The sequence below is a fragment of the Halodesulfurarchaeum sp. genome, from assembly GCF_036626455.1.
In the GTDB taxonomy this organism is placed as follows: Archaea; Halobacteriota; Halobacteria; order Halobacteriales; family Halobacteriaceae; genus Halodesulfurarchaeum.
Genome location: NZ_JAZKRK010000017.1, coordinates 25,495 through 45,106, shown reverse-complemented (window position 1 = coordinate 45,106; position 19,612 = coordinate 25,495). Strand labels below are relative to the sequence as shown.

The following is a 19,612-nucleotide window of genomic DNA, read 5'->3' as shown; positions in this document are numbered from 1 at the left end:
GAACCGACGGGAAATCGAATTACCATCGCGCTCCCCACCTGACTGACTTCGTTCCCCTTTTCGGCCAGCACTCTTTGAGCGGTTCGAGAGAAATCGACTGGGAGTCAGTTTGGTTTGGTAACCAAATGACCGATATGCGCTCTATATTCATCACGCTCCGTGAGACCTAATCAGAGGTTGTCAGAAACCGACTGCAAGATATAGACCATGTATTTTGCAGAGGGAGATACATCTATGCGGTAGTTAATAGATCTTAGTTGGATTTCCCCGGCGATGTATTTGACACGAAAATCACTTTGAGAGTATTTGAAGCATTCCGCTTCACACTCTGGATGCCGGTCCAGACCCCGTTTCGGTTCGAATACCCTTGAGCACCGGTCGGGAGGGTGGTACCATTACTGTGACGAAGTCGCCAGCGCTGATCCCCGACCTCGTCATCATAGACCTCGAATACAGGTTGGCCGATTTCTATGTTAATCGGCTTCGGACAGGAAATCACGAACGCGTTTCACGGCGTTCTCGCCTCCATCGCGTGACGCGTTTTCGCTAACGGATAGTGGAGATATCTAATGTCGTTTTCGGCATGGGCGGTATCCGGATACCTTGCTCCCAGTCATTGGAAAAAGCGGAGTCGTGGGGGAAGACGTCGAGGTCGAAGAAGTCGACATCGGGGCTTCCAATGCAACAGAAACGTAAAACGGCACTGAAACGGCAGACGAAAGAAGATTTCCATCCTCGCTATGGTTGCCCCGTTGTTCGTTGGCCCGAGCGTGTTCCTCATCGGGACACTGCTCGTAATCGTGACTTCACGCCAGTCAAACAGGACAGACCGGCCAGTAGGTCTTGCAGCCAGTCGCAGATGAAGTGGAAGTCATCTACGATACGGAGACAGAGGACTAACGAGGAAATCGAATGAGCCGGAACTATCTGATCGCCGGAATCCTGATCGTTTTGGTCATTGCACTGGGCCTAGGAGTTGCCTTCTATAGTGGGGTCGGGCCAGCACCTGGTGGCGGAGAATCTGGGGAAGACCGCTCGGAGTTCCCAATGGAGACAGAATCTGAGCAGGAGTCCTCAGACCTGACCGAAACTGAAGTCACACCGTTCTCATTTACCATCGACGAGGTTGCGGAGTGTGGGCTGACCTGCCGAGACGTAACTGCAACCGTTACGAACAACCAACACGAGGAAGCGACCGGCGTCACCGTCTATTCACGGACTTTCGCTCGGGAGAACAATACTGGGACGGACGACCTCGTCTGGGAGGGAAAGGAAGACGTGGGTTCCCTTAGTGCAGGTGCTCCTCATACCACAACCACACGAGTAGAACTCTCTCTTCAAGACGGTCAAAAGATCGACAGCAACGATGGCTGGATTACGATTCAGACAACCGTCGCGTCTGATCAGACGACGATGACGTTCCAAAACAGTGAGCAAGTGAAATGAATTTTGCAACCCCTATTCGCCACGCTTTCTGCTGAATTCGGGCCATCTGTTCGTCAGCGAATGATCAATTTAGCAAATTGTCATATGTGTTCAAGACCGGTACTCTTTGGACAAGCATAGGCTGCAATAATAGCTTTCGTGGAGTTTCCTAAAATGTTAATAAAAGCCCTGAAACCACTAAAAAAGATGGATTGGCTCTTATTCTTGGAACATCTGGCGCATCATTGGATGCATCTCCATCATCTGTTCCTCTGCGATCTCCTCGTAGAGCTTGTAGATGATGGAGATCGTCAGGAGCAGCCCCGTTCCGGAAACCTGGCCAATCGTGCCAAGCATATTCGCCATGACCGCCAGGAGGCCAACAAGGGCACCTCCCAGGACGGTCACTTGGGGAATGTACCGCTCCATAACCTTCTCAATCACACCGACGTTCTGCCGGAACCCGGGGATCTGCATCCCGGAGTTCTGGATCTGCTGGGCCGTCGATTCGGGGCCCATGTCGGCGGTCTCCACCCAGAAGATGGCGAAGATGGCACCGCCAACGATCATGATGAAAAGGTCAACTGAGACGCGAAGCAGAATTTGGGCCGGGTCTTGGGCCGTGCCACCGAGCCACCACATCCAATCGGATCGCTGGTAGATCGGGGCCAGATAGTAGAACAACCCGTCGACCGGGTAAACCTGGCCCTGAGACTGGGTGTAGACGCCCATCCATGTTGGAAGGCCCTCCCCGAGCTGGCTGTAGAGAAGCCGCCCGAGGAACTGCACGTTCGCCTGCAGCGCCCGAACGAGAATCATCGGCAGCACACTGGCGTAGATAAGCTTTACCGGGAATCGGCCCCGAGCGCCCTTCACGCGAGCGTGACTGAGTGGAATCTCGACGCGGACGGATTCGGCGTAGACGACCACCGTGAAAATGATGATCGTCGTGAAGATCGCAAGAATTTGGCCGTCAAGGAGCAGGAACATGATCCCATCCGCCGAAAGGAGCGAGGGCATCTGTCCCGCGTTCCCCAGGGCGATGTCGATCCACGTCGGGATCACGCCCTCGTTTCCAACTGCGCCCTCCCAGAAGATCAGTCCGCCGACGAGACTCTGGGAGACACCGGCGACAATAAATAGGCCAATCCCTGATCCGACCCCCCACTTGGAAATGACTTCGTCCATGTAGAGGATGAGAATACCGCCGACGAATATCTGGGCAAAGATGAGGGTTTCCACCCCGAACGAACCGATACCAAGACCCGTCGCGAGTGCATCACTCGCCGGGAGAAAGTTGCCCATATAAACCATCGGAAGGGCGGTCAGCGCAGTCATCACGATCACGAGGAGCTTCTGGAGGCCCTGATAGAGCGCCTGATCACGGGGGTCCGAGGTATCCAAACCGAGCAGATTTGCCCCGCCCAAAAGCTGCAACACGATGGAGGCTGTGACGATCGGGCCGATCCCCACTTGCAGGATCGTCCCTTGACCGCCGGCAAGCAGACTGCGGAACTGACCGAACAGGTCAGAACCACCGCCTGCCACGCCGAAGAGATAGACATTCGTCAGGAAGAAGTAAAGTACCAGGACGACACCCGTCCAGGCCAATTTGCGCTTGAACGGCACGTGGCCTGTCGGCCGTTCGACCGAGGGCATCCGGGTCAGATAAGGTTCAGCGGCCTCCTTCCATCCCATAAGTTAGTCCTCGTTTTCTGTGGTTTCGTCTTCGTCCGTGGCGTCCTCGGGGACGATCGCATCGCCGCCCGCCGATTTTAGTGCGTCGCGGGCCCCGTCGGTAAACGCGTCCGCGGTAATCTCGAGTGCGTTGTGCACTTGCCCGCCACCCAGAACTTTGATCACGTCGGCTTCGTCATCCTCGGCCAGTTCACGAGCGTCGACGCGGTAGCCCGCGTCGGTCTCCGTGACCAGCCCCGATTCGACCAACAGGGGGACATCCTCGTCGATTTCCTGGAGTTTGACCTCCGCAACGTTCGTCTGGGAACTTTCCGGACGTTTGAAGCCGCTCTTCCCGAGCGGCTCGTAGTGGTGATACTCGTGTTTGTCGCGACCAGCGCGGCCGCGGCCCCCGCGATGACCGGCGCCACGCCGGTTCTTCTGGGAGCCACTGCTGTGTGTTCGGCTGCCGCGCTGGCGTCGTTTCTTACTCGTCATGGTTATCGCATCGCCGCCAGGAGCTCGTCTATCTCTGCGGTACTGTGTGTGCCAAGTTGGCCGCCCTGACTACGCGGGTTCTTGAGGCCTTCGTGACCGCCTCGTGGCGGATGCAGCCGCAGCGTCGGCGAGAGACCCTCGTCTCGCAGGGTCGTCTCCCCGTCGAGCAGGACGTCAGCGAGTTCCGCTACCGAATCGTAATCGGTCTGCTCGGCGATCCAGTCGTCGTCGACGTCGGCGTCGCCCTCGAGAGGTTCGGCTCGTTTCGAGAGGACCGTTTCCAGGCCCTCCTGACTGGGCTCCCCAAAGGCCACGTAATCGTTGACCTTCGTGAGCATCCCCCGGTAGGTGTCCGTCTCCGGAACCAGTGTGCACTGGTTGACTCCATGGAGGTTGAGCATCTCAAGGGTGTCCGTAACGGCGTCGGTCATGTTGACATTGCCGCGTATCTGTACGACGGCCTGCATCACTCGATCACCTCGCGCACTTCCAGCGTGCGGTCGGGGACACGGGCTTCGGTTGTTCGCTTGAGTGCGTTGAACGTCGCTTTGCCGAAGTTGACCGTACTCCGGGTTTTCCCCGATGATCGGGTCCAGATGTCCTCGATCCCCGCGATCGAAAGGACCAGCCGGACGGTTTCGCCGGCCGCGAGGCCGAGGCCTCGTGGCGCGGGAATCAGTTCCACTTCGACGCTCCCGGCCTTGCCGGTCGTCTTGAGCGCAACGGTGTGGGGCAACCCACACCCACACTCCCAGGACCCACAGCCCCGAGAGACGTCGATAATGTTCAGTTTCGCGATGTCGATGGCTTTCTGGATCGCCCCACCGACCTGATCGTCGCGACCTTCCGCGTAGCCGACGAAGCCGTCACGATTGCCGACGACGACAGCCACGCGAAACTTCACGCGACGGCCGGAGTCGGTCATCCGCTGGACCATGTTGATGTCCAATACCTCGTCGTCGAGCCCCGGCAGGAGCGTATCGACGATCTCCGGTTCCTTGAGCGGCAGTCCGGAGTTGAGGGCGGCGGACATGTCCTCTACTTCGCCGTCCTTGGTGCGACGACCCAGTCGGGTCATGGGCTCCCAGGCGTCGGTATGACTCATTCGTTGTCCTCCAGTAGGGCCGAACGCACTTCTTCGAAGTGGTCCGGCAGTTCGGTTGCGTCAAACGCCCCGCCGTAAAGCGGTTCATCGAGCTGTGCTCCGTAGTCGGCGATATGATCGCCACGAGTCCGTTCCCAATCAGCAAAGACTGTCTCGTTGTGCGGAATGTCGAGTCCGGCGTCGATGGCACCCTCCTGAATGGCGAATACCTTTGCACCCGGCGTTGCCGAGTGCAAGCCGATGTCGAGTACGGCTTCGGTCATCCCTGCGTCGAGAGCGCGGCTGCCGGCCAAGAGGCCGGTCAGGTACGCCGCCGGGAGGTTCCCGGTCGGGGCGTCCCAGCCGTACTCGGCCAGATCGGCCGAGACTGCCTTTGCGATCGTTTCGTCTCCGTCAGGACCAAGAGTCACCAGCTGCGCCCTGGCGTGCTGATTGCTCACCCGAGCAACCAGTCGGGGCTTCCCGGATTTCAGCAGGCGCAACCGCTGATGGTAATCGGTCCGGACCTCGCGGCGTCGCCGCATCGGTACTTTGTAGCGTGGTCCGCTGGCCATTAGTTGTCACCTCGTAGGTCGATGTCGTAATTGTCCTCGATGTAAGCCCGGAGTCGGCGGACGCTGTCGAACTCCCCGCCACTCGCCATCCGATAGAGTTGGCGGTACTGCGAACGGGAAAGCGGCCCCTCGTCTCGCAGTTCGCGGAGTTCGTTTCGGAGTGCGCGGATGCCGTTCCGGTACTCGTCGCTCGGATCTGACCGTGCCCCGGCTTTCCCTTTCCGGGTGCCCGGGCCGGACTGATGTCCGGCGGCGCGTTTCTTGTCCCGCTTTCGGGCGCGGCCTCGGGAGTTCCCCGAGGGTTCCTCCGCCCGAATGGCCCCTTCCTGGACCAGTTCGCGGACGTCTTCCCGGGTGATCGCCTCGGCGATTTCGCCTTGGGCGGCCGGGTCGAGCCAAACGCGATTCGTGCCGACGTCGAGGACGTCGGCTGCAAGTCGTTTCTGTGTCGAGAGATCACTCATCTTCGGTCACCTCGACTTCCTCGTAGGTTGGGTTGAGCACGCGGATCTCGCGGTCGGCCGCGACATCCTCGATGCGTTCTCGTTTACGAGCCCCCACGGCGCTCGCGATCCGGACCGCCTCCCGATCGGGATCGACGTCTTCGAGGTCCGCAGGTCGGTGGACCCGGACTTCCTCGAAACCACTCGGGTGCAGGCCACGAACAGCAGCCGGGGTCCGAAAGCCGGGCTGAACTGTCGCGCCCTTACCTTTGATACCCCGTCGCTGCTTCGAGAGGTCCCCACGCGGCTTCCGCCAGGACTTCGACACTCGCTTTTTCATGTGATGGTCCTGCTGGTTGAATGCGGGTTTGCCCTCACGGGTTCGCTGGGCGAGCAGTCGGGAGTCCTCGTCGTCGAGGTCCGGCGTCTTGTCGGCCACGCCTCGGGGGCGCAGTTCCGTCTCGACTTCTTCTGCAACGTCCTCCTCGACCGCTTCCTCCTCGACCTCGGCTTCTTCGACTTCAGCTTCGGTCTCCTCCTCGATCTCGAGTCCGCCTACGTCCGCCTTGATACGGGCGGCGAGGGCGTTCCCGACGCCTTCGAGGTCGGCCAGTTCGGACTGGCTCGCTGCCTGAAGGTCCGTAATCGTTTCGTAGCCGCCCTCGCGGAGGACGTCCGCTTTGGAGGGGCCGATCCCGCTGATGGCTTCGAGTTCGCGCTCGTCCGTAGATTCAGCGTCGCTCATCTCAGGCACCTCCGCGGCCGGGTTTCTCGACGATGTACACGCCGTCCTGGAAGACGCGTGTGTCCTTGTCGGGAACCCGGGTGAGTTGTTCAATCTCGCCGGCGGTCTGCCCTACGGCCTCCTTGTCGGGGCCGCTCAGGGTGATTTCCTCGCCGTCGATCTGTACATCGGTCTCGCCTCGAATGGGCGCCCGTCGGGGCGCCGTCTCGCCGAGGAAGTTCTGGATAACGACTGCGTCGTCCTCGACGGACACCTGCATCGGGAAGTGAGAGTAATGGATCTGCATCCGATACTCGAAGCCCTCGGTGACCCCATGGATCATGTTCTCCACGTGGCTCTCGAAGGTCCCCATTGTGGCGTTCGTCTTGGCGTCCTCGGAATCGGTCTCGATCGTCACGGCCTCCCCGGTGACCTCGACGGTCACGTTGGGAAACCAGAGACGCCGGGTGACCGATCCCTCCGGCCCTTCGACTGTGAGGTCAAAGCGGTCGGTCTCGGCCGAGACGGACTCGGGTAGTTGGATTTCGATTCGTGACATTGTCAGTACACGTACGCGATGAGCTGGCCACCGATGCCCTCGTCTCGGGCTTCGTAGTGGCTCATGATCCCCTGCGATGTCGTCACGATGAGCGTGCCGTAATCTCGAGCGGGAAGGAACTGTTTCTCCCATTTCTCGAGTTCGTCCACGCCGGACGAGTATCGCGGGTTCACGGGTCCACACTCGTTGATGGACCCCGTCAGTTCAACCTCGAACTGGCCGGCGCGGCCGTCATCGACGTATTCGAAGCCGCCGATGTACCCGCGGTCATAGAGGACCTCGAGTACCGCACCGATCTCGTTCGAGGCGGGCGTTACCGTATGTGTCAACTGTCCAACGCTCTCCGCGTTGTCGATACCCGAAAGCGCGTTGGCCAGTGGGTCGTCTGCCGTCATAGTTAGCTGTACTTCTTGAATCCCATATCGGGGGCAATCTCCCGGAAGCACTGGCGACACAGCCAGATGTCGTACTTCCCGACGAGGCCCTGTTCGCGGCCACATCGGCGACAGGTGTGTGTCTGTCCGGTCTCCTGGGTGTCTTGTTCGGCTTCGCTCATGAACTCACCTCGATGTCGAAGCGTTCCTCGAGGAACGCGATCGCGTCTGCCGTGTTCAGCCGGTGCTTCGACGGGATCTGGCGACTCGCCTGGGCGCGCTTGGAGACGCGATACCCGGGACGAACCAGGTTGACGGTCACGTCGAGACCGAAAATCCCCGTCTTCGGGTCGTACTCCTGGCTCGGGAAGTCGGTGTGTTCCTCGATGCCAAAGCTCACGTTCCCCGTTTCGTCGAACTGACTGCGGGTTACGTTGGCAATCGGAAGCGCCCGTTCCAGGAAGTCCTCGGCGACGTCGCCGCGGACCGTGACTTTCGCCCCGATCGGGTCGCCCGCACGGATCCCGAACTCGGGTTCGGTCTTCTTCGCAGTGGTCCGAACCGGCTCTTGCCCGGTGATTTCCGTGAGAATCGTTTCAGCGAGTTGCAGGTCTTCCCCACCGTGACCGACGCCCATGTGGACGACGACCTTCTCGATCTGGGGCTCCCGCATTTCGTGGAAGTTCGAATCAGCACTCGCCATTAGTCCTCACCCTCCGTTGTGTCATCTGTCTCGTCCGATTCGTCTTCTTCCTCTGTCGACTCGTCCTCGGTCGTCTCCTCAGCTCCGGGAAGGGACGCGTCGTCGCCGACGAAGTTCTCGTCGATAACGACCACGTACTCCTCGACGGTCTCGAACGTATCCTCACTCCTGTCGACGATGACGGTGTTCGAGGCGCTTCCTGGAGTTACACTGATGTCCGCGACCTCGCCAATTTCGCCGGCGTGCTGGCCGGCGACGGCGGTAACGAGTGCGCCCTCACCGTATTCGAAGTGGGCGACGATCTCGTTTTCCTCGTTGTCGAGGACGATCGAATCCTTCCCACTAAACGTATCATCCTCGACGACGAGGTTGGCCCCATCGTGGAGGTTCAGCTGGGTTCGTCCACCGGACACTGTCGTCTTGTCGATGATCTTCCCGAGTTTCGAGCCGGCGTCGGCCTCGTCGAGCGGTGTGAGACCGAGTCGCCCGCCTTCGTCTGGGAAGACGCGGTAGTACTCGTCCCGTTCGGGGAATGCCAGGATGTCGAACATCCCGATCGGCCGGTTGCGGTCCTCGACGGTGTCGCCGTTGACAAGGACCCCACCTGAGTTCACCGCGTACGTGGCCTCCGTGGCGGTGTCGACGTACCCGAGCACGTCCCGAAGGACGATAACGAGTGGAACGCCGCTCTCACCGTGGGGGCCGGCATTTGCCTTCGCGGTGAAGGTGGCGGTCTTGCGCTCGACCGGCCAGGATTTGGGAACCGAGAGTCGTTTTTGATGGTTGCTCATTCTGTGTCACCTTCCAAACGTGCTTGACGCACCGGGTCCTCCAGGTCGAGGTCCGTGATCCGCAGGTTGGAGGCGTCGAGCGGGCGGGGAACGTCCTCGCCCTCGACTGTCTCCTGGGTGACCTCTTCGACGTGGACGACGGCCTCCTTCAACTCGACGTTGAGGACTTCGCCTTCCTCCCCGGCGTAATCGCCGCGGAGCACCTCGACAGTGTCACCTGCGTTGACGGTCACGCTCCGCTTTCCGTACTCCTCGCGGAGGTCGTCGCTCAGCGTGGCCCGGACCTGGCGGTGTCGCTCGTGGAGCGACGCCCGTTCGGTTTCGATGCGCTGTTTTGACGGTTGTTCACTCATAACTATACGATCATGGTCGCTGTCGATGCGATGCTTCCGTACCGCTCGGCGACTTCGCGGGCGATGGGGCCTTTGATTTCCGTGCCCCGGGGATCGCCCATGTCATCGATGATGACGGCCGCGTTGTCTTCGAATTTCACGCGTGTCCCGTCCGGTCGTCGGATGGGTTTGCGCTGTCGAACGACGACGGCTTCGAGCACCTGACGGCGCATCTCCGGGGTCCCTTTGGTGACCGAAACGGTCACCGTGTCGCCCAGACCGGCCTTCGGGTGGCGGTTGTGCGTTCCTTGATAGCCGGTAACGCTGAGTACCTTGAGTTCGCGTGCACCTGTATTATCCGCACAGGTGATCAGCGACCCTTTCTCGAGGCCAGGGGTGACGTCAGCCTTGATGGCTTCCATCAGGCGTCACCTCCGTCGGTTTCGACGTCCACGACAACGTGGCTTTTCGTCTTCGAGAGCGGTCGAGTCTCTGCTATGTGGACCGTGTCGCCGACCTGGGTGTCGAGACACGCCGGGGCGTGAGCCGCGACGCGTGACCGACGCTTCATGTACCGATCGTATTTCGGTACGAACACGTCGTACTCCCGCTCGACGACAACGGTCTTCTCCATGTCCGTTGAGGCGACCGTACCCTCGATGATCTGACCGCGCACGGAAAGTGTTCCGTGGAACGGACAGTTGTCATCGGAGCAGGTGCCTTCCGGCTCTGTTACGTTCAATCCTATCGCCATTGTAATCGTCCTCCTGAAACGGTTCTGCGGGCGGGTCGTGAGAGCAGGTGCGTGCCATCCACCGTAACGGAGGCCGTTACCTCGCCGGTCGAGCCAGCCGACTCGAACGGTTGGGAAACGGTCCCGGCGCCCTTCGCGGACGCCGCGGCTTCATCTGTGATTGCGAATCTGAATTCGGTTCCCGCCTTGGGAATCTGCGCCTCACCCGACTGACGCTGGATCACGAGGGTACTCGTCGTCTCGTCGACGACGGTTCCGTCGATGCCGACCCGGTTCGGGTCGGACGACGCTGTCACTCGGACCGGCAGTCCAATGAGCTCGTGACCGATCAGCGTCTCGGGTGAAAGTGTCATTCGTCTGTGGTATCCGTCGTGTCGCCTTCCTCTCGCTGAATCGTCTTGATTCGGGCGACGGTTCGTCGCAGTTCGCTGATTCGTGCCGGGTTCTCCGGGGCCCCACCAGCGGCCTTTACGGCCTTCTTGTTGAGGAGTTCGGTCTCGAGTTCATCGAGTTCCGTCTCCCGTTCGGCGGGGGTCATGTCCCGGATCTCGGTTGGATGGAGGATCGTCATTCCTCATCCACCTCCTCGTCCATCTCGTCGAGCAACGCTTCGGCTTCCGCCTCGGCATCTTCCTCCACGTCTTCGATTTCCGGCGCTTCGGCCTCCTCGGACTCGGAATCGGTCTCCTCGGATTCGTCGACTTCGAGGAGTTCCTCGTCGACCTCGGCGGCCTCGGCCGGCTCCTCGCCGGGGGTTTCGACTTCTTCGAAGTCCTCGGCGGCGGCCTCTGTATCTTCGGGTTCGCCCTCGAGGAGCTCCTCGACGGACTCACCGTCTTCCTCGACCACGAGGTCGGAGATGTCTGCACCCTCTTCGATGCGGAAGTCGTCGGGCAACTCGGCGTTCGGCGGGATGATCTTCACGTTGACCCCGATCGTGCCGAGTTTCATGACCGCGACGGCCTGGCCTGCGTCGACGATCTCGTCGGCGGGTTCGCCGTTGTGCTTGATGTAGCCGCGGTTGAACTTCTCGACCCGGGAGCGTGCGCCGGTCACTTTGCCGGCCAGCACGATCTCCGCGCCGAGCGCGCCGGCTTCCATGATCCGGTCGATCGTGGTGTGACCGGCCTTTCGGAAGTACCAGCCGCGTTCGAGCGCATTCGCGAGTCTGTCGGCGACGATCTGGGCGTTGAGATCCGGCTCTTCGACCTCCTGCACGTCGATCTGTGGGTCCTCGAGGTTGAACCGATCCTCGAGTTCGGTCGTGATCTTCCGGATGTTCTTCCCGCCCTTGCCAATGACCATGCCTGGCTTTTCGGCTTCGAGGACGATCTGGGTCCCCATTGGGGTGTGGGCGACTTCCATGCCGCCGTAGCCCGCTCGGGCCAGTTCCTCGGCGAAGAACTCGTCGATCTGAGAGCGCTGGAGGCCCTCTTCGATGAATTCGAGTTCGTCCGCCATCAGGCATCACCCTCCTCGGGCGCCTCGACGATCAGTTCGACATCCACTTCCGTGGTGTTCCAGGGCGAGGCCCGACCGAACGCGCGGGGTTTGCGCCCTTCTCGTTCGCCGACCTTGTGGGCGGCGACGTGTGCGATCTCCATCTCTTCGGGGACGTGTCCCGCCTGCTCGGCATTGTTGGAGACGTTCCCTAAGAGGGACAGGAAGGCCTTGGCGGCCTTCTCGGGGTAGCGACCGGCATCCCAGCCGTCGATGTCCCCACGGTGTCCCACACCACTGTTGTGCTGTTTGAAGGGCACTGACTGTTCTTCGGCCGTCACGTCCTCGAGGTACTCCTGTGCCTCCTCGACGGTCTGCCCTTTGATGGCGCGGGCGATGGCCTTGCTGTGCTTCAAGCTCATGGGCCGCTCGCGGAGCATTCCCTTCGCGGTGGTCTCCGGGTCGGCCTCGACGCTGTAACTGATTCCCATGCTCATTTCAGTGGCACGAACTTCGAGGAGCGGGTCGCGCCGATGCCCGCCTGCCCGTGCTCGACCTGTGTACGCGTGAACTGGAACTCGCCGAGGTAGTGCCCGAGCATTTCGGGCTCGACCTCCACGCGTTCGAAGCTCTGGCCGGTGTACACGGCAAACGTCAACCCAACGAATTCCGGCAGCACCGGCATATCGCGCAGGTGGGTCCGGATCGGGTTGTTTGCCGTCTCCTCGGATTCGGCTCCTCGCGCTTCTTCGAGCAGCTTCTGGTGATCCTCGGAGAGACCACGGGTGATAGTTCGCCGCTGTCGTGCGGGAAGCAGTTCCGCGACCTCCTCGAGATCCATTGCCTGCAACTCGTCCAGTTCGTGGCCCCGATAGGTGAACGCACCTTCGTGACCGGTTCGTAGTTCGCTCATGTTAGTTCCCTCCGCGGCCGGTTCGTCGCGAGCCAAGGTCGCCGACCTTGCGACCCGGCGGGGCGTTCTTCGAGACACTCTTCGGGCGTCCCGGATGTTGTCGGCCGCCACCACCGAACGGGTGGTCAACGGCGTTCATTGCGACCCCGCGAACCCGCGGCCACTTCGTGCCACGGGATTTCATTTTGTGATATTTCGAGCCGGCTTTGACGAACGGTTTCTCGGTCCGGCCACCGCCGGCGACGACCCCGATGGTCGCCCGGCAGTCCGGCGAGAGCTGCTTGATCTCGTCACTCGGGAGCTTGATGACCGCTGCGTCCCGTTCGTGTGTGACCAGATCTGCGCTGACACCCGACGCTCGGGCGTACTTGCCGCCGTCTCCAGGCTGGGCTTCCACGTTAACGATCGGGACTCCTTCCGGAATCTCGGACAGCGGAAGCGTGTTGCCGGGTTCGATGGCGGCGGAAATGCCGACCTCGACGCGGTCGCCGACGCCAATCCCTTCCGGGGCGAGGACCAGTCGCTCGTCGCCGTCTTCGAAGGCGACGCGGGCGACCGGGGCACTCCGGGCAGGATCGTGTTCGATGTCGGTGACCTTGCCGGCGAGCAGGTCGCTCTCCTCGTTCTTGTGGGAGAGGTCAGCCTTGTAGCGGTGGGACGGGGCACGGAATGTCGGTGACCCGCGGCCGCGCCGTTGTCCCTGAATGCGTCGTCCCATCTCAGAACACCCCAATTCTGGAGGCCACGTCCTGGGCCTCGTCGTCTTCCGAGAGTGTGACGATTGCTTTTTTCGTTCCCTTCATGGTGATCATAGTATTCACGTCCACGACTTCGACGTCGTAGCGGGTCTGGACTTCGTCCCGAACTTCGGGTTTCGTCGCGTCCAGGTCCACGCGGAACTGGAGCTTGTTCTCGAAGTCCATGTCGTTCATCGCCTTCTCAGTCACAAGGGGGTGGTCGATGACGCCGCTCATCGGTCGGCCACCTCCGCGAGACCGCTTTCGGTGAAGACGGTGAGTCGGCCGGGCTCGCCACCGGGGGCGAGGTCCTCGGCGTTCACTTCACGACCGGTCGCCACGTCGACGCCGGCCAGGTTGCGAGCCGCCCGTGAAAGGCCGGACTCGCTCGAGGTAACGACGAGGACTGAGGACGGACGGCGGTACTTGCGGCCACGGCGCTTGCCCTGGCCAGCCCGAATCGTCCGACCTTCGTCGGCGCGTTGGATGTCAGCTCCGAGGCCGACGGCTTCGAATGCCGCGAGGGCGTCCTGGGTCTTCTCCAGGTCCTCGAAGTCGTCTTCGAAGACGATCGGAAGTTCCTCGGCGTCGAACTGATGGCCGCGGTCGGCGACCAGTTCGGGGTCCGTCGTCGCCGCGATGGCGCTGCGGACCGCTGATTGTCGTTCCTTGTCGTTGATGGTTCGTGTACGATCCGTCTCGGCTTTCGGCGGGTGAGCCGTTCGGCCCCCGACGGTATTGGGAACCCGAACGCCAGTGCCCTCCGATCGTGGCACGTGGGCCATCCCACGCCCGCTCCCGAAGGATTCACCGGACGTTCGCATCCCGGCAAATTCGTCAGCGCCGTAATCCTGTCGGCGGTTGGCCTGGGCGGCGGTGACGGCCTGTCGGACGAGGTCCGACCGGACCGGTTCGTCGAAGACCGACGGGAGATCGACTGATTCGACCTCCTCGCCGTCCAGGTCTTTGAGTGGTACCTGCATGATTATCCTTGGTTCGAGGCTGTGCTCACGTAGCGCACCTCGGGATCGAGGCGCGGTGACTGGTTCGGCCGAACGGCCGGGCGGAAACGCACCAGGCGTTTCTCCGGGCCGGGAACCGAGCCCTCGACAAGCGCGTACGACCCCTCGATTTCGCCGTAGTTCGGGAAGCCGCCGTCGACGGTCACGTCGTCCTCGTCGCCGAATTCCAGGAGGCGCTTGTTGAGTTCGGTTCGCTGGTGATAGCCGGTCTGTCCTTGCTGGGGAACCGTCGAGCGAACGCGGCTCGGGTTCCACGGACCGAGGTTGCCGATACGGCGTCGCCAACCCTGGCGGGCGTGTTTGCCCTTCCGCTTCTGGACGCCCCAGCGCTTGACGGGCCCTTGGAGGCCCTTGCCTTTGGTGACGCCAGCCACGTCGAGGAACTCCCCGGCGCGGAAGACGTCACCGAATTCGAAGCTGCCGTCCTCGTCGAGCAGATCGAGTGCGAACTCGACCCGGTCGCCGATGGTTCCGCCACCGACGCGATTTTCCATCACGTCGGGTTTCTTGCGCGGAACGCTTGGCACCTCGGCGGGGACCGTATACGAGACGACGCGAACGTCGTCGACGTCGCCCGCTTCGAGAGCATCAGTCAGTTGGTTTCTGTTATCGTCCTGTGCACCGTCCGGTATGGAGACGGCTCGATCGAGGTCGGGATGGGCGTCAGTCGCCCAGACCTCTGTGAGAGGCTTCTGCCCGTACGTCGTGTCTTGGTACACACGCACGGCTGCGACCCGCATCGGTGGGGTCTCCACGACGGTCACTGGCACGGTCGTTTCCATGCCCTCCGTCGGAGAGTTCGCCTGGTCGTCGACCATGACGACGTGGGACATGCCGGCTTTGTACCCGGCAAATCCCTGCAGGCCCACCTGCCCGTCGTCGTCGGGCCACGAACCGAATCGTGGCACAACGCTCTGGGCACGCTTGCGGGGGCTAAACCCCATCGAGCCTTTTCGTGGTCGGTCTGGTTGTGGCATCGTATCACTCCGTGAGCGTCAGGTGGGCAAGGGAGGCGAACATCGCTTCTTCCGTTCGCACTACCTCGCTACCCTGGTCCGGGATAGTATTCAGCCAGGCGTCGAATCCGCCCGGGGTATCGGAATCGGGACGGGTCTCGCTGACCGGCGGGGATGTCGAGTCGGCTGCCAGATCGCTCGGATCGAGTCCGAGCATCTCGGGCAGGCCACGACCCGGCGCCCCAAACGCGACGGTCAGTCCATCCTCGACGCCCCGGGTCGCCATCTCGGCCGCCAGCGACGCCGTAATTGGCGTCCCGTGGCGAGAGGTGGCGACCCGAAGTCCGGCGTCGGGACGATCGAGAGCGTCCCGGAGGTCCACGCGGTCGACGACGAAGCCCGGTAGGGGTTGGTCGACGAGTTTCGCGCGAACCGGTCGTCGCGAAGAGACCCTGATGGTCACGCGCTCCCCCTCCGCGACCGTCATCTGCGACGGTACGTGGAGCGAGATCGGGTGTTGCAGTCCGCAATTGACCCGAACGCGCCCGTCAGATCCGACCTGGGTCACTACTCCCTGACGTATCGACCCCGAACCGCTCGATTCGGAGCCGGTCCATGACGAGAGACGGAGCGGCGGTAGCACACCGGCGTACTCCAGTTCGTCCCGCGTCCCGAATACCTCCTTTCGGAGGTAGGGCGGTGTCGCGGCGTACCGGAGGACGGTCTCGACGAACCCGCCGTCCAATCCTGTTTCCCCGTCGGAGTCCGGAAAGACCCACAGACGGTCGATCCCGAAGACCGCCGCCGCACGGGCCACGTACCCTAACTTCAGGGTCGCCGTCCGTTTGTCGGTGGTCTCTCGGGCGATGGACGACGGAACGAGCACGCTCGTTGTCATGCCGTCCCGCGTCCGCGTCTCGCCATGAGACTGTAGCATTTCTTTTCAATACGTCCATTTAAGCATGGCGTTTCTTTCTGGGGGTGTGAGTCGGTTTCACGTTCGAATACAGGCGTTTTGGGGGTGCTGGACGGTCCGTTTGAGAGACGGTCCCAGGACTCCCCCGCTGGCCGTTGTGGTCAGTCTTGTTCGCCCAAGAGCCAAATGGAGATCGGCATCAGACTCCTGATATTTATCCTGCCATTGCTCTTCGTCATCGGGATACCCATGCTCCTCCGAGACCTGTTCAGCCGATCGGATGTCGATGAGGAACAGGTCGAGACGCTGGAACGGCGGGTTCGCGAGTTGGAGCAGCAACGCGAACGCATAGACGAGGAGTCAGACTCGGCCTGGCCTCACCCGTTTCGAAAGTGTTTTTCCCGTGGCTGTCGGATGGTCTTTTGCAAGGCACGCGCTGGTAGTGTAGTGGTATCACGTGACCTTGCCATGGTCACAACCGGGGTTCAAATCCCCGCCAGCGCACTTCTCCGAGACATCGACACCGAGCGACCAGCGTGCTGTGCCGCTCGGTTCGATTCGGCTGATGGATGCGTTGGGATTTGAACTACGCAAATCCGAGTGCTACGAGACACTCGCGGTTCGAGTGTCTCGGAAATGTGAGCGGTGAAACCGCGAACAGGGAGGATTTGCCATCGGGTTCAAATCCCCGCCAGCGCATCCAAAAACAACCCAACCCCTCTCCACATCACCGACACCGAGAAGCGCTACCCGAACCGATCCTCACGCCACCCGCTCGACCGAGACCGGTTTCGATTCGTCCATCGGAGCCTCGATCTGAATGAACTCCTCTGCCTCCGAGTCGTAGATGACCATGATTTCCTCACCCGTGCAGAACATCTTGCAGGTGGCACAGGTGTACTTCGTGCCAGTTTCAAGATCCGAGGCGATGTCCCTGAGCTCATCGGAGTCGATCGGCTGGTCCTCCGTGAGTCGGTCGACTATCGCTTCGAGGCGTTCAAGTTTGTCTTCCATAATGGTTCCACACCTCATGGTAGGGAGCCACACAGTAAAACTGTGCCCCCTCTGCGCCAGGCCTGTTCGCCTGCCCCACAAGCAAGTCGACCGGCGTCGAGACCGAGCCCCACACAAAGTCCTTTAGCCGATGACCGGGAAATCCAGGCTATGGAAAGTCTCAATCGAATGGCGATCGAGTTGGCCGACGAGGCTCTGGAGTTCGCCGACGAACTCGCGGTCGTCCCACAGGAACTGTCGAACGGCGCGACCGCGATCGATTTCGGCGTCGAAGCCGACGGGGGCATCGAAGCAGGACTGCTACTCACCGAGCTGCAGACCGCCGGTCTTGCGACGGTGCAGACCCGTATGGACACAGTCGCCGGTGCACCATTCCCCCACGTCGAGGTCTCGACCGACCAACCAGGGCTCTCGCTGTTGGGCTCCCAGAAGGCAGGGTGGGAACTAAGCCACAAAGGGTTCGAAGCTCTGGGTAGCGGTCCAGCGCGGGCGCTCGTAGCGGAAGAAACCGAATTTCAGGCGCTCGATTACGCCGACGCCTTCGACCTGGCCGTGCTGTCGATCGAGACGGAGACGATGCCCAGAGCGGGTATCGCGGCCCACGTCGCAGACCGAACTGACGTCGCTCCCGAAGCCGTGTATCTTCCAGCCTACCGGACGGGCAGTGTCGCAGGGAGTGTCAGCGGGGCCGGCCGGGCCGCCGAACTGGCCGTGTTCCGACTCTTCGAACTCGGCTACGATCCGACGGACGTGCTGACTGCAAGCGGGTCCGCACCGGTTCCGCCCGTTGCAGGCAACGAGGAAACGGCGATGGGGCGAGTGAACGACAGCGTGGTCTATGGTGGCCAAGTCCATCTGACGGTTCGTGAGGACGACGACGCCCTCGAAAACGTCGCCTCGACGGCGGCCGTGACCTACGGGGACCCCTTCAGAGAGATTTACGAGCACGTCGACTGGGACCTCTCGGACATCGATCCGGCCGTCTTCGGGCCGGCTCAGGTAACGATAGACGTCCGGGGCGGTCCGACCTACAAGGCGGGTGACGTTCACGAGACTATACTCGCCGACAGTTTCGGACTCGAGTGAGAGGTTACCAGGGGCAATCGTTTTTGAGTCGGCCCGCCGTCTCTATCTGTATGGACAGACTTTCCGACCGGTCAGCTACCGTCATCGGGGCCGGATTCGGCGGTCTCTCGACGGCCGCCTATCTCGCTGACGCCGGGGCTGACGTGCAGGTACTCGAAAAGAACGAATCGGTCGGGGGGCGAGCAGCGGTTCTCGAAGCCGAGGGATTTCGCTTCGACCTGGGGCCGTCGTGGTATCTCATGCCCGACGTCTTCGAGCGGTTTTTCGATCACTTCGATCGATCCCCGGCCGAGTTCTACGAACTGGAACACCTCGACCCGCACTATCGACTCTTCTTCAAGGAAAACGTCGGACCGGAGCCAGATGGGAACCCACCAGGGGTCGAGCGCGATCCGGATGGCGATCGGATCGATATCACCCGCGATCTCGAGTCGTCGATCGAACTGTTCGAAGCATACGAAGCCGGGGCTGGAGACGCCCTCGAACGCTATCTCGAGAAGTCCAAAGAGAACTACGATATCGGGATGGAACATTTCGTCTACGAGGACCGCTCGCGCATCCGGGATTTCCTCGATCCGCGACTCGCAAAATACGCCCGGGGATTGTCTCTCCTGGGAACGATGCAGGACCACGTCGAGAAGTACTTCGATCACCCGAAACTCCGCCAAATCATGCAATATACCCTCGTCTTCCTCGGGGGTGCGCCACGAAATACGCCGGCGCTTTACAACCTGATGAGTCACGTCGATTTCAATCTGGGCGTCTACTATCCCGAGTGTGGCATCGGCGGGGTCGTCGAGGCAATGGTGGAGTTAAACGAGGAACTGGGCGTCGAGTTCGTGACGGACGAACCCGTGACATCGATTCGTGGTTCTCGAGGGAATTTCACCGTGCGGACGACCGCAAACAAGTACCAGACCGACCTGGTGGTCTCGGACGCCGATTACGCACATACCGAGCAGGAACTCCTCCAGCCCAGCGACAGACAGTACGACGCCGAGTACTGGGAGTCACGAACCTACGCACCGTCTGCGTTCATGCTCTATCTGGGGGTCGAGGGCGAGGTTCCCGAACTGGCCCACCACACCCTGGTGATTCCAGGGGACTGGAGCGACCACTTCGACACGATCTTCGATGAACCGGCCTGGCCCGATGACCCGGCGTATTACGTTTCGGTCCCGTCCGAAACCGACGACACCGTGGCCCCTGACGGACACAGTACGATCGTCCTGCTCGTTCCGATTGCCCCCGGACTCGATGACGGCGAGGAAACTCGCCAAACGTACCGGGACAAAATTCTCGGTGACCTGGCAGCCGAGACCGGGACCGAAATCCGCGATCGGATAGTCTACGAAAAATCGGTCTCAGTCTCGGACTATCGGGAGCTCTACAATAGCATGCGGGGAACAGCTCTCGGGTTAGCCCATACGCTCAGACAGACCGCCGTCTTTCGGCCTGGGCATCGCTCCTCGGCCCTCGACGGGTTGTACTTCACGGGCTCGTACACGACGCCTGGAATCGGTGTCCCGATGACCCTGATCAGCGGTGAACACACGGCAAATTACCTGCTCGAGGACGAAACTGGCTGA

General features: G+C 61.4%; 31 protein-coding genes and 1 tRNA gene. 4 read left to right on the top strand and 28 right to left on the bottom strand.

The genetic code is table 11. The features are described 5' to 3' along the window. Positions 1-253: 253 nt before the first annotated feature. Complete coding sequence (locus tag V5A26_RS11420; protein WP_442908759.1) at positions 254-499, bottom strand: YegP family protein; 246 nt, start codon at positions 497-499, stop codon at positions 254-256. Positions 500-912: 413 nt separating this feature from the next. On the opposite strand from V5A26_RS11420, the gene V5A26_RS06920 reads away from it, so the two are divergent. Further along, positions 913-1,446 (top strand): hypothetical protein, encoded by a 534-nt coding sequence (locus V5A26_RS06920; protein ID WP_332321900.1) that lies wholly within the window; start codon positions 913-915, stop codon positions 1,444-1,446. 198 nt (positions 1,447-1,644) lie between these two features. Here V5A26_RS06920 and secY read toward each other — a convergent pair whose 3' ends face one another. The 26 genes from secY to V5A26_RS06790 all read right to left on the bottom strand — a co-directional run bounded on the left by secY (position 1,645) and on the right by V5A26_RS06790 (position 16,262). Next, a complete protein-coding gene (gene secY, locus V5A26_RS06915; RefSeq protein WP_332321901.1) occupies positions 1,645-3,123 on the bottom strand; it encodes a preprotein translocase subunit SecY in 1,479 nt (492 codons plus the stop codon). A gap of 3 nt (positions 3,124-3,126) precedes the next feature. Continuing rightward, positions 3,127-3,600: an uL15m family ribosomal protein gene (locus V5A26_RS06910; RefSeq protein ID WP_332321902.1), complete on the bottom strand. Its 474-nt coding sequence runs from the start codon at positions 3,598-3,600 to the stop codon at positions 3,127-3,129. A 2-nt stretch (positions 3,601-3,602) separates the two neighbouring features. Next, positions 3,603-4,067 (bottom strand): 50S ribosomal protein L30, encoded by a 465-nt coding sequence (gene rpmD, locus V5A26_RS06905; protein ID WP_332321903.1) that lies wholly within the window; start codon positions 4,065-4,067, stop codon positions 3,603-3,605. Beyond that, on the bottom strand, positions 4,067-4,705 hold the full coding sequence (locus V5A26_RS06900; protein ID WP_332321904.1) for a 30S ribosomal protein S5: 639 nt from the start codon (positions 4,703-4,705) through the stop codon (positions 4,067-4,069). Before V5A26_RS06900 ends, rpmD begins: the two co-directional genes overlap by 1 nt. Then, on the bottom strand, positions 4,702-5,259 hold the full coding sequence (locus V5A26_RS06895; RefSeq protein ID WP_332321905.1) for a 50S ribosomal protein L18: 558 nt from the start codon (positions 5,257-5,259) through the stop codon (positions 4,702-4,704). Before V5A26_RS06895 ends, V5A26_RS06900 begins: the two co-directional genes overlap by 4 nt. Further along, positions 5,259-5,723 carry a 50S ribosomal protein L19e gene (locus V5A26_RS06890; RefSeq protein ID WP_332321906.1) on the bottom strand — a complete coding sequence of 155 codons (465 nt, stop codon included), beginning with the start codon at positions 5,721-5,723 and terminating at the stop codon, positions 5,259-5,261. The genes V5A26_RS06895 and V5A26_RS06890 overlap by 1 nt, the downstream gene beginning before the upstream one ends. Continuing rightward, entirely contained in the window at positions 5,716-6,447 is a 732-nt protein-coding gene (locus tag V5A26_RS06885) for a 50S ribosomal protein L32e (protein WP_332321907.1), read from the bottom strand. Before V5A26_RS06885 ends, V5A26_RS06890 begins: the two co-directional genes overlap by 8 nt. A gap of 1 nt (position 6,448) precedes the next feature. After that, a complete protein-coding gene (locus tag V5A26_RS06880; protein WP_332321908.1) occupies positions 6,449-6,985 on the bottom strand; it encodes a 50S ribosomal protein L6 in 537 nt (178 codons plus the stop codon). Positions 6,986-6,987: 2 nt separating this feature from the next. Next, on the bottom strand, positions 6,988-7,380 hold the full coding sequence (locus V5A26_RS06875; protein WP_332321909.1) for a 30S ribosomal protein S8: 393 nt from the start codon (positions 7,378-7,380) through the stop codon (positions 6,988-6,990). 2 nt (positions 7,381-7,382) lie between these two features. After that, complete coding sequence (locus V5A26_RS06870; protein WP_332321910.1) at positions 7,383-7,541, bottom strand: 30S ribosomal protein S14; 159 nt, start codon at positions 7,539-7,541, stop codon at positions 7,383-7,385. Continuing rightward, a complete protein-coding gene (locus tag V5A26_RS06865) occupies positions 7,538-8,062 on the bottom strand; it encodes a 50S ribosomal protein L5 (protein WP_332322293.1) in 525 nt (174 codons plus the stop codon). Before V5A26_RS06865 ends, V5A26_RS06870 begins: the two co-directional genes overlap by 4 nt. Next, positions 8,062-8,853 (bottom strand): 30S ribosomal protein S4e, encoded by a 792-nt coding sequence (locus tag V5A26_RS06860; protein ID WP_332321912.1) that lies wholly within the window; start codon positions 8,851-8,853, stop codon positions 8,062-8,064. Before V5A26_RS06860 ends, V5A26_RS06865 begins: the two co-directional genes overlap by 1 nt. After that, entirely contained in the window at positions 8,850-9,206 is a 357-nt protein-coding gene (rplX, locus tag V5A26_RS06855) for a 50S ribosomal protein L24 (RefSeq protein WP_332321913.1), read from the bottom strand. Before rplX ends, V5A26_RS06860 begins: the two co-directional genes overlap by 4 nt. A 2-nt stretch (positions 9,207-9,208) precedes the next feature. Continuing rightward, positions 9,209-9,607 (bottom strand): 50S ribosomal protein L14, encoded by a 399-nt coding sequence (locus tag V5A26_RS06850; protein WP_332321914.1) that lies wholly within the window; start codon positions 9,605-9,607, stop codon positions 9,209-9,211. Next, the gene (locus tag V5A26_RS06845) at positions 9,607-9,939 is read right to left on the bottom strand and encodes a 30S ribosomal protein S17 (protein WP_332321915.1); all 333 of its coding nucleotides are present in this window, start codon (positions 9,937-9,939) and stop codon (positions 9,607-9,609) included. The genes V5A26_RS06850 and V5A26_RS06845 overlap by 1 nt, the downstream gene beginning before the upstream one ends. Beyond that, positions 9,930-10,292: a ribonuclease P protein component 1 gene (locus tag V5A26_RS06840; RefSeq protein ID WP_332321916.1), complete on the bottom strand. Its 363-nt coding sequence runs from the start codon at positions 10,290-10,292 to the stop codon at positions 9,930-9,932. The genes V5A26_RS06845 and V5A26_RS06840 overlap by 10 nt, the downstream gene beginning before the upstream one ends. Further along, on the bottom strand, positions 10,289-10,510 hold the full coding sequence (gene rpmC, locus V5A26_RS06835) for a 50S ribosomal protein L29 (protein ID WP_332321917.1): 222 nt from the start codon (positions 10,508-10,510) through the stop codon (positions 10,289-10,291). The genes V5A26_RS06840 and rpmC overlap by 4 nt, the downstream gene beginning before the upstream one ends. Continuing rightward, complete coding sequence (locus V5A26_RS06830; protein WP_332322292.1) at positions 10,507-11,400, bottom strand: 30S ribosomal protein S3; 894 nt, start codon at positions 11,398-11,400, stop codon at positions 10,507-10,509. Before V5A26_RS06830 ends, rpmC begins: the two co-directional genes overlap by 4 nt. Then, entirely contained in the window at positions 11,400-11,870 is a 471-nt protein-coding gene (locus V5A26_RS06825) for a 50S ribosomal protein L22 (protein ID WP_332321469.1), read from the bottom strand. Before V5A26_RS06825 ends, V5A26_RS06830 begins: the two co-directional genes overlap by 1 nt. Positions 11,871-11,872: 2 nt before the next feature. Further along, entirely contained in the window at positions 11,873-12,292 is a 420-nt protein-coding gene (locus V5A26_RS06820) for a 30S ribosomal protein S19 (RefSeq protein WP_332321426.1), read from the bottom strand. Between the two features lies 1 nt (position 12,293). Beyond that, positions 12,294-13,010 (bottom strand): 50S ribosomal protein L2, encoded by a 717-nt coding sequence (locus tag V5A26_RS06815; protein WP_332321427.1) that lies wholly within the window; start codon positions 13,008-13,010, stop codon positions 12,294-12,296. 1 nt (position 13,011) lies between these two features. Continuing rightward, positions 13,012-13,266: a 50S ribosomal protein L23 gene (locus tag V5A26_RS06810; protein WP_332321428.1), complete on the bottom strand. Its 255-nt coding sequence runs from the start codon at positions 13,264-13,266 to the stop codon at positions 13,012-13,014. Further along, complete coding sequence (gene rpl4p, locus V5A26_RS06805; RefSeq protein WP_332322291.1) at positions 13,263-14,012, bottom strand: 50S ribosomal protein L4; 750 nt, start codon at positions 14,010-14,012, stop codon at positions 13,263-13,265. The genes V5A26_RS06810 and rpl4p overlap by 4 nt, the downstream gene beginning before the upstream one ends. 2 nt (positions 14,013-14,014) lie before the next feature. Continuing rightward, on the bottom strand, positions 14,015-15,028 hold the full coding sequence (locus V5A26_RS06800) for a 50S ribosomal protein L3 (protein ID WP_332321430.1): 1,014 nt from the start codon (positions 15,026-15,028) through the stop codon (positions 14,015-14,017). A gap of 4 nt (positions 15,029-15,032) precedes the next feature. Next, the gene (locus V5A26_RS06795; protein ID WP_332321470.1) at positions 15,033-15,905 is read right to left on the bottom strand and encodes an RNA methyltransferase; all 873 of its coding nucleotides are present in this window, start codon (positions 15,903-15,905) and stop codon (positions 15,033-15,035) included. Positions 15,906-16,001: 96 nt separating this feature from the next. After that, positions 16,002-16,262: a hypothetical protein gene (locus tag V5A26_RS06790; protein WP_332321431.1), complete on the bottom strand. Its 261-nt coding sequence runs from the start codon at positions 16,260-16,262 to the stop codon at positions 16,002-16,004. A 94-nt stretch (positions 16,263-16,356) separates the two neighbouring features. Between V5A26_RS06790 and V5A26_RS06785 the strand changes: the two genes are divergently transcribed. Next, positions 16,357-16,427 (top strand) — tRNA-Gly (locus tag V5A26_RS06785). 258 nt (positions 16,428-16,685) lie between these two features. On the opposite strand, the gene V5A26_RS06780 is transcribed toward V5A26_RS06785, so the two are convergent. Beyond that, positions 16,686-16,937 (bottom strand): hypothetical protein, encoded by a 252-nt coding sequence (locus V5A26_RS06780; RefSeq protein WP_332321432.1) that lies wholly within the window; start codon positions 16,935-16,937, stop codon positions 16,686-16,688. Between the two features lie 150 nt (positions 16,938-17,087). On the opposite strand from V5A26_RS06780, the gene mch reads away from it, so the two are divergent. Further along, on the top strand, positions 17,088-18,023 hold the full coding sequence (mch, locus tag V5A26_RS06775) for a methenyltetrahydromethanopterin cyclohydrolase (protein WP_332322290.1): 936 nt from the start codon (positions 17,088-17,090) through the stop codon (positions 18,021-18,023). Positions 18,024-18,073: 50 nt separating this feature from the next. Next, positions 18,074-19,612, top strand: coding sequence for a phytoene desaturase family protein (locus V5A26_RS06770; RefSeq protein WP_332321434.1), 1,539 nt, complete (start codon positions 18,074-18,076; stop codon positions 19,610-19,612).

Coding starts and splice junctions, on each gene's coding strand:
- mch (WP_332322290.1), top strand. CDS start 17,088: ATGGAAAGTCTCAATCGAATGGCGATCGAGTTGGCCGACGAGGCTCTG.
- V5A26_RS06890 (WP_332321906.1), bottom strand. CDS start 5,723: ATGAGTGATCTCTCGACACAGAAACGACTTGCAGCCGACGTCCTCGAC.
- V5A26_RS06850 (WP_332321914.1), bottom strand. CDS start 9,607: ATGGAAGCCATCAAGGCTGACGTCACCCCTGGCCTCGAGAAAGGGTCG.
- V5A26_RS06830 (WP_332322292.1), bottom strand. CDS start 11,400: ATGGCGGACGAACTCGAATTCATCGAAGAGGGCCTCCAGCGCTCTCAG.
- V5A26_RS06825 (WP_332321469.1), bottom strand. CDS start 11,870: ATGGGAATCAGTTACAGCGTCGAGGCCGACCCGGAGACCACCGCGAAG.
- V5A26_RS06795 (WP_332321470.1), bottom strand. CDS start 15,905: ATGACAACGAGCGTGCTCGTTCCGTCGTCCATCGCCCGAGAGACCACC.
- V5A26_RS06920 (WP_332321900.1), top strand. CDS start 913: ATGAGCCGGAACTATCTGATCGCCGGAATCCTGATCGTTTTGGTCATT.
- V5A26_RS06910 (WP_332321902.1), bottom strand. CDS start 3,600: ATGACGAGTAAGAAACGACGCCAGCGCGGCAGCCGAACACACAGCAGT.
- secY (WP_332321901.1), bottom strand. CDS start 3,123: ATGGGATGGAAGGAGGCCGCTGAACCTTATCTGACCCGGATGCCCTCG.
- V5A26_RS06815 (WP_332321427.1), bottom strand. CDS start 13,010: ATGGGACGACGCATTCAGGGACAACGGCGCGGCCGCGGGTCACCGACA.
- V5A26_RS06880 (WP_332321908.1), bottom strand. CDS start 6,985: ATGTCACGAATCGAAATCCAACTACCCGAGTCCGTCTCGGCCGAGACC.
- V5A26_RS06900 (WP_332321904.1), bottom strand. CDS start 4,705: ATGAGTCATACCGACGCCTGGGAGCCCATGACCCGACTGGGTCGTCGC.
- V5A26_RS06895 (WP_332321905.1), bottom strand. CDS start 5,259: ATGGCCAGCGGACCACGCTACAAAGTACCGATGCGGCGACGCCGCGAG.
- V5A26_RS06875 (WP_332321909.1), bottom strand. CDS start 7,380: ATGACGGCAGACGACCCACTGGCCAACGCGCTTTCGGGTATCGACAAC.
- rpmD (WP_332321903.1), bottom strand. CDS start 4,067: ATGCAGGCCGTCGTACAGATACGCGGCAATGTCAACATGACCGACGCC.
- rpmC (WP_332321917.1), bottom strand. CDS start 10,510: ATGACGATCCTCCATCCAACCGAGATCCGGGACATGACCCCCGCCGAA.
- V5A26_RS06870 (WP_332321910.1), bottom strand. CDS start 7,541: ATGAGCGAAGCCGAACAAGACACCCAGGAGACCGGACAGACACACACC.
- V5A26_RS06810 (WP_332321428.1), bottom strand. CDS start 13,266: ATGAGCGGCGTCATCGACCACCCCCTTGTGACTGAGAAGGCGATGAAC.
- rpl4p (WP_332322291.1), bottom strand. CDS start 14,012: ATGCAGGTACCACTCAAAGACCTGGACGGCGAGGAGGTCGAATCAGTC.
- V5A26_RS06885 (WP_332321907.1), bottom strand. CDS start 6,447: ATGAGCGACGCTGAATCTACGGACGAGCGCGAACTCGAAGCCATCAGC.
- V5A26_RS06860 (WP_332321912.1), bottom strand. CDS start 8,853: ATGAGCAACCATCAAAAACGACTCTCGGTTCCCAAATCCTGGCCGGTC.
- V5A26_RS06800 (WP_332321430.1), bottom strand. CDS start 15,028: ATGCCACAACCAGACCGACCACGAAAAGGCTCGATGGGGTTTAGCCCC.
- V5A26_RS06780 (WP_332321432.1), bottom strand. CDS start 16,937: ATGGAAGACAAACTTGAACGCCTCGAAGCGATAGTCGACCGACTCACG.
- V5A26_RS06770 (WP_332321434.1), top strand. CDS start 18,074: ATGGACAGACTTTCCGACCGGTCAGCTACCGTCATCGGGGCCGGATTC.
- V5A26_RS06840 (WP_332321916.1), bottom strand. CDS start 10,292: ATGACACTTTCACCCGAGACGCTGATCGGTCACGAGCTCATTGGACTG.
- V5A26_RS06865 (WP_332322293.1), bottom strand. CDS start 8,062: ATGGCGAGTGCTGATTCGAACTTCCACGAAATGCGGGAGCCCCAGATC.
- V5A26_RS06845 (WP_332321915.1), bottom strand. CDS start 9,939: ATGGCGATAGGATTGAACGTAACAGAGCCGGAAGGCACCTGCTCCGAT.
- rplX (WP_332321913.1), bottom strand. CDS start 9,206: ATGAGTGAACAACCGTCAAAACAGCGCATCGAAACCGAACGGGCGTCG.
- V5A26_RS06820 (WP_332321426.1), bottom strand. CDS start 12,292: ATGAGCGAACTACGAACCGGTCACGAAGGTGCGTTCACCTATCGGGGC.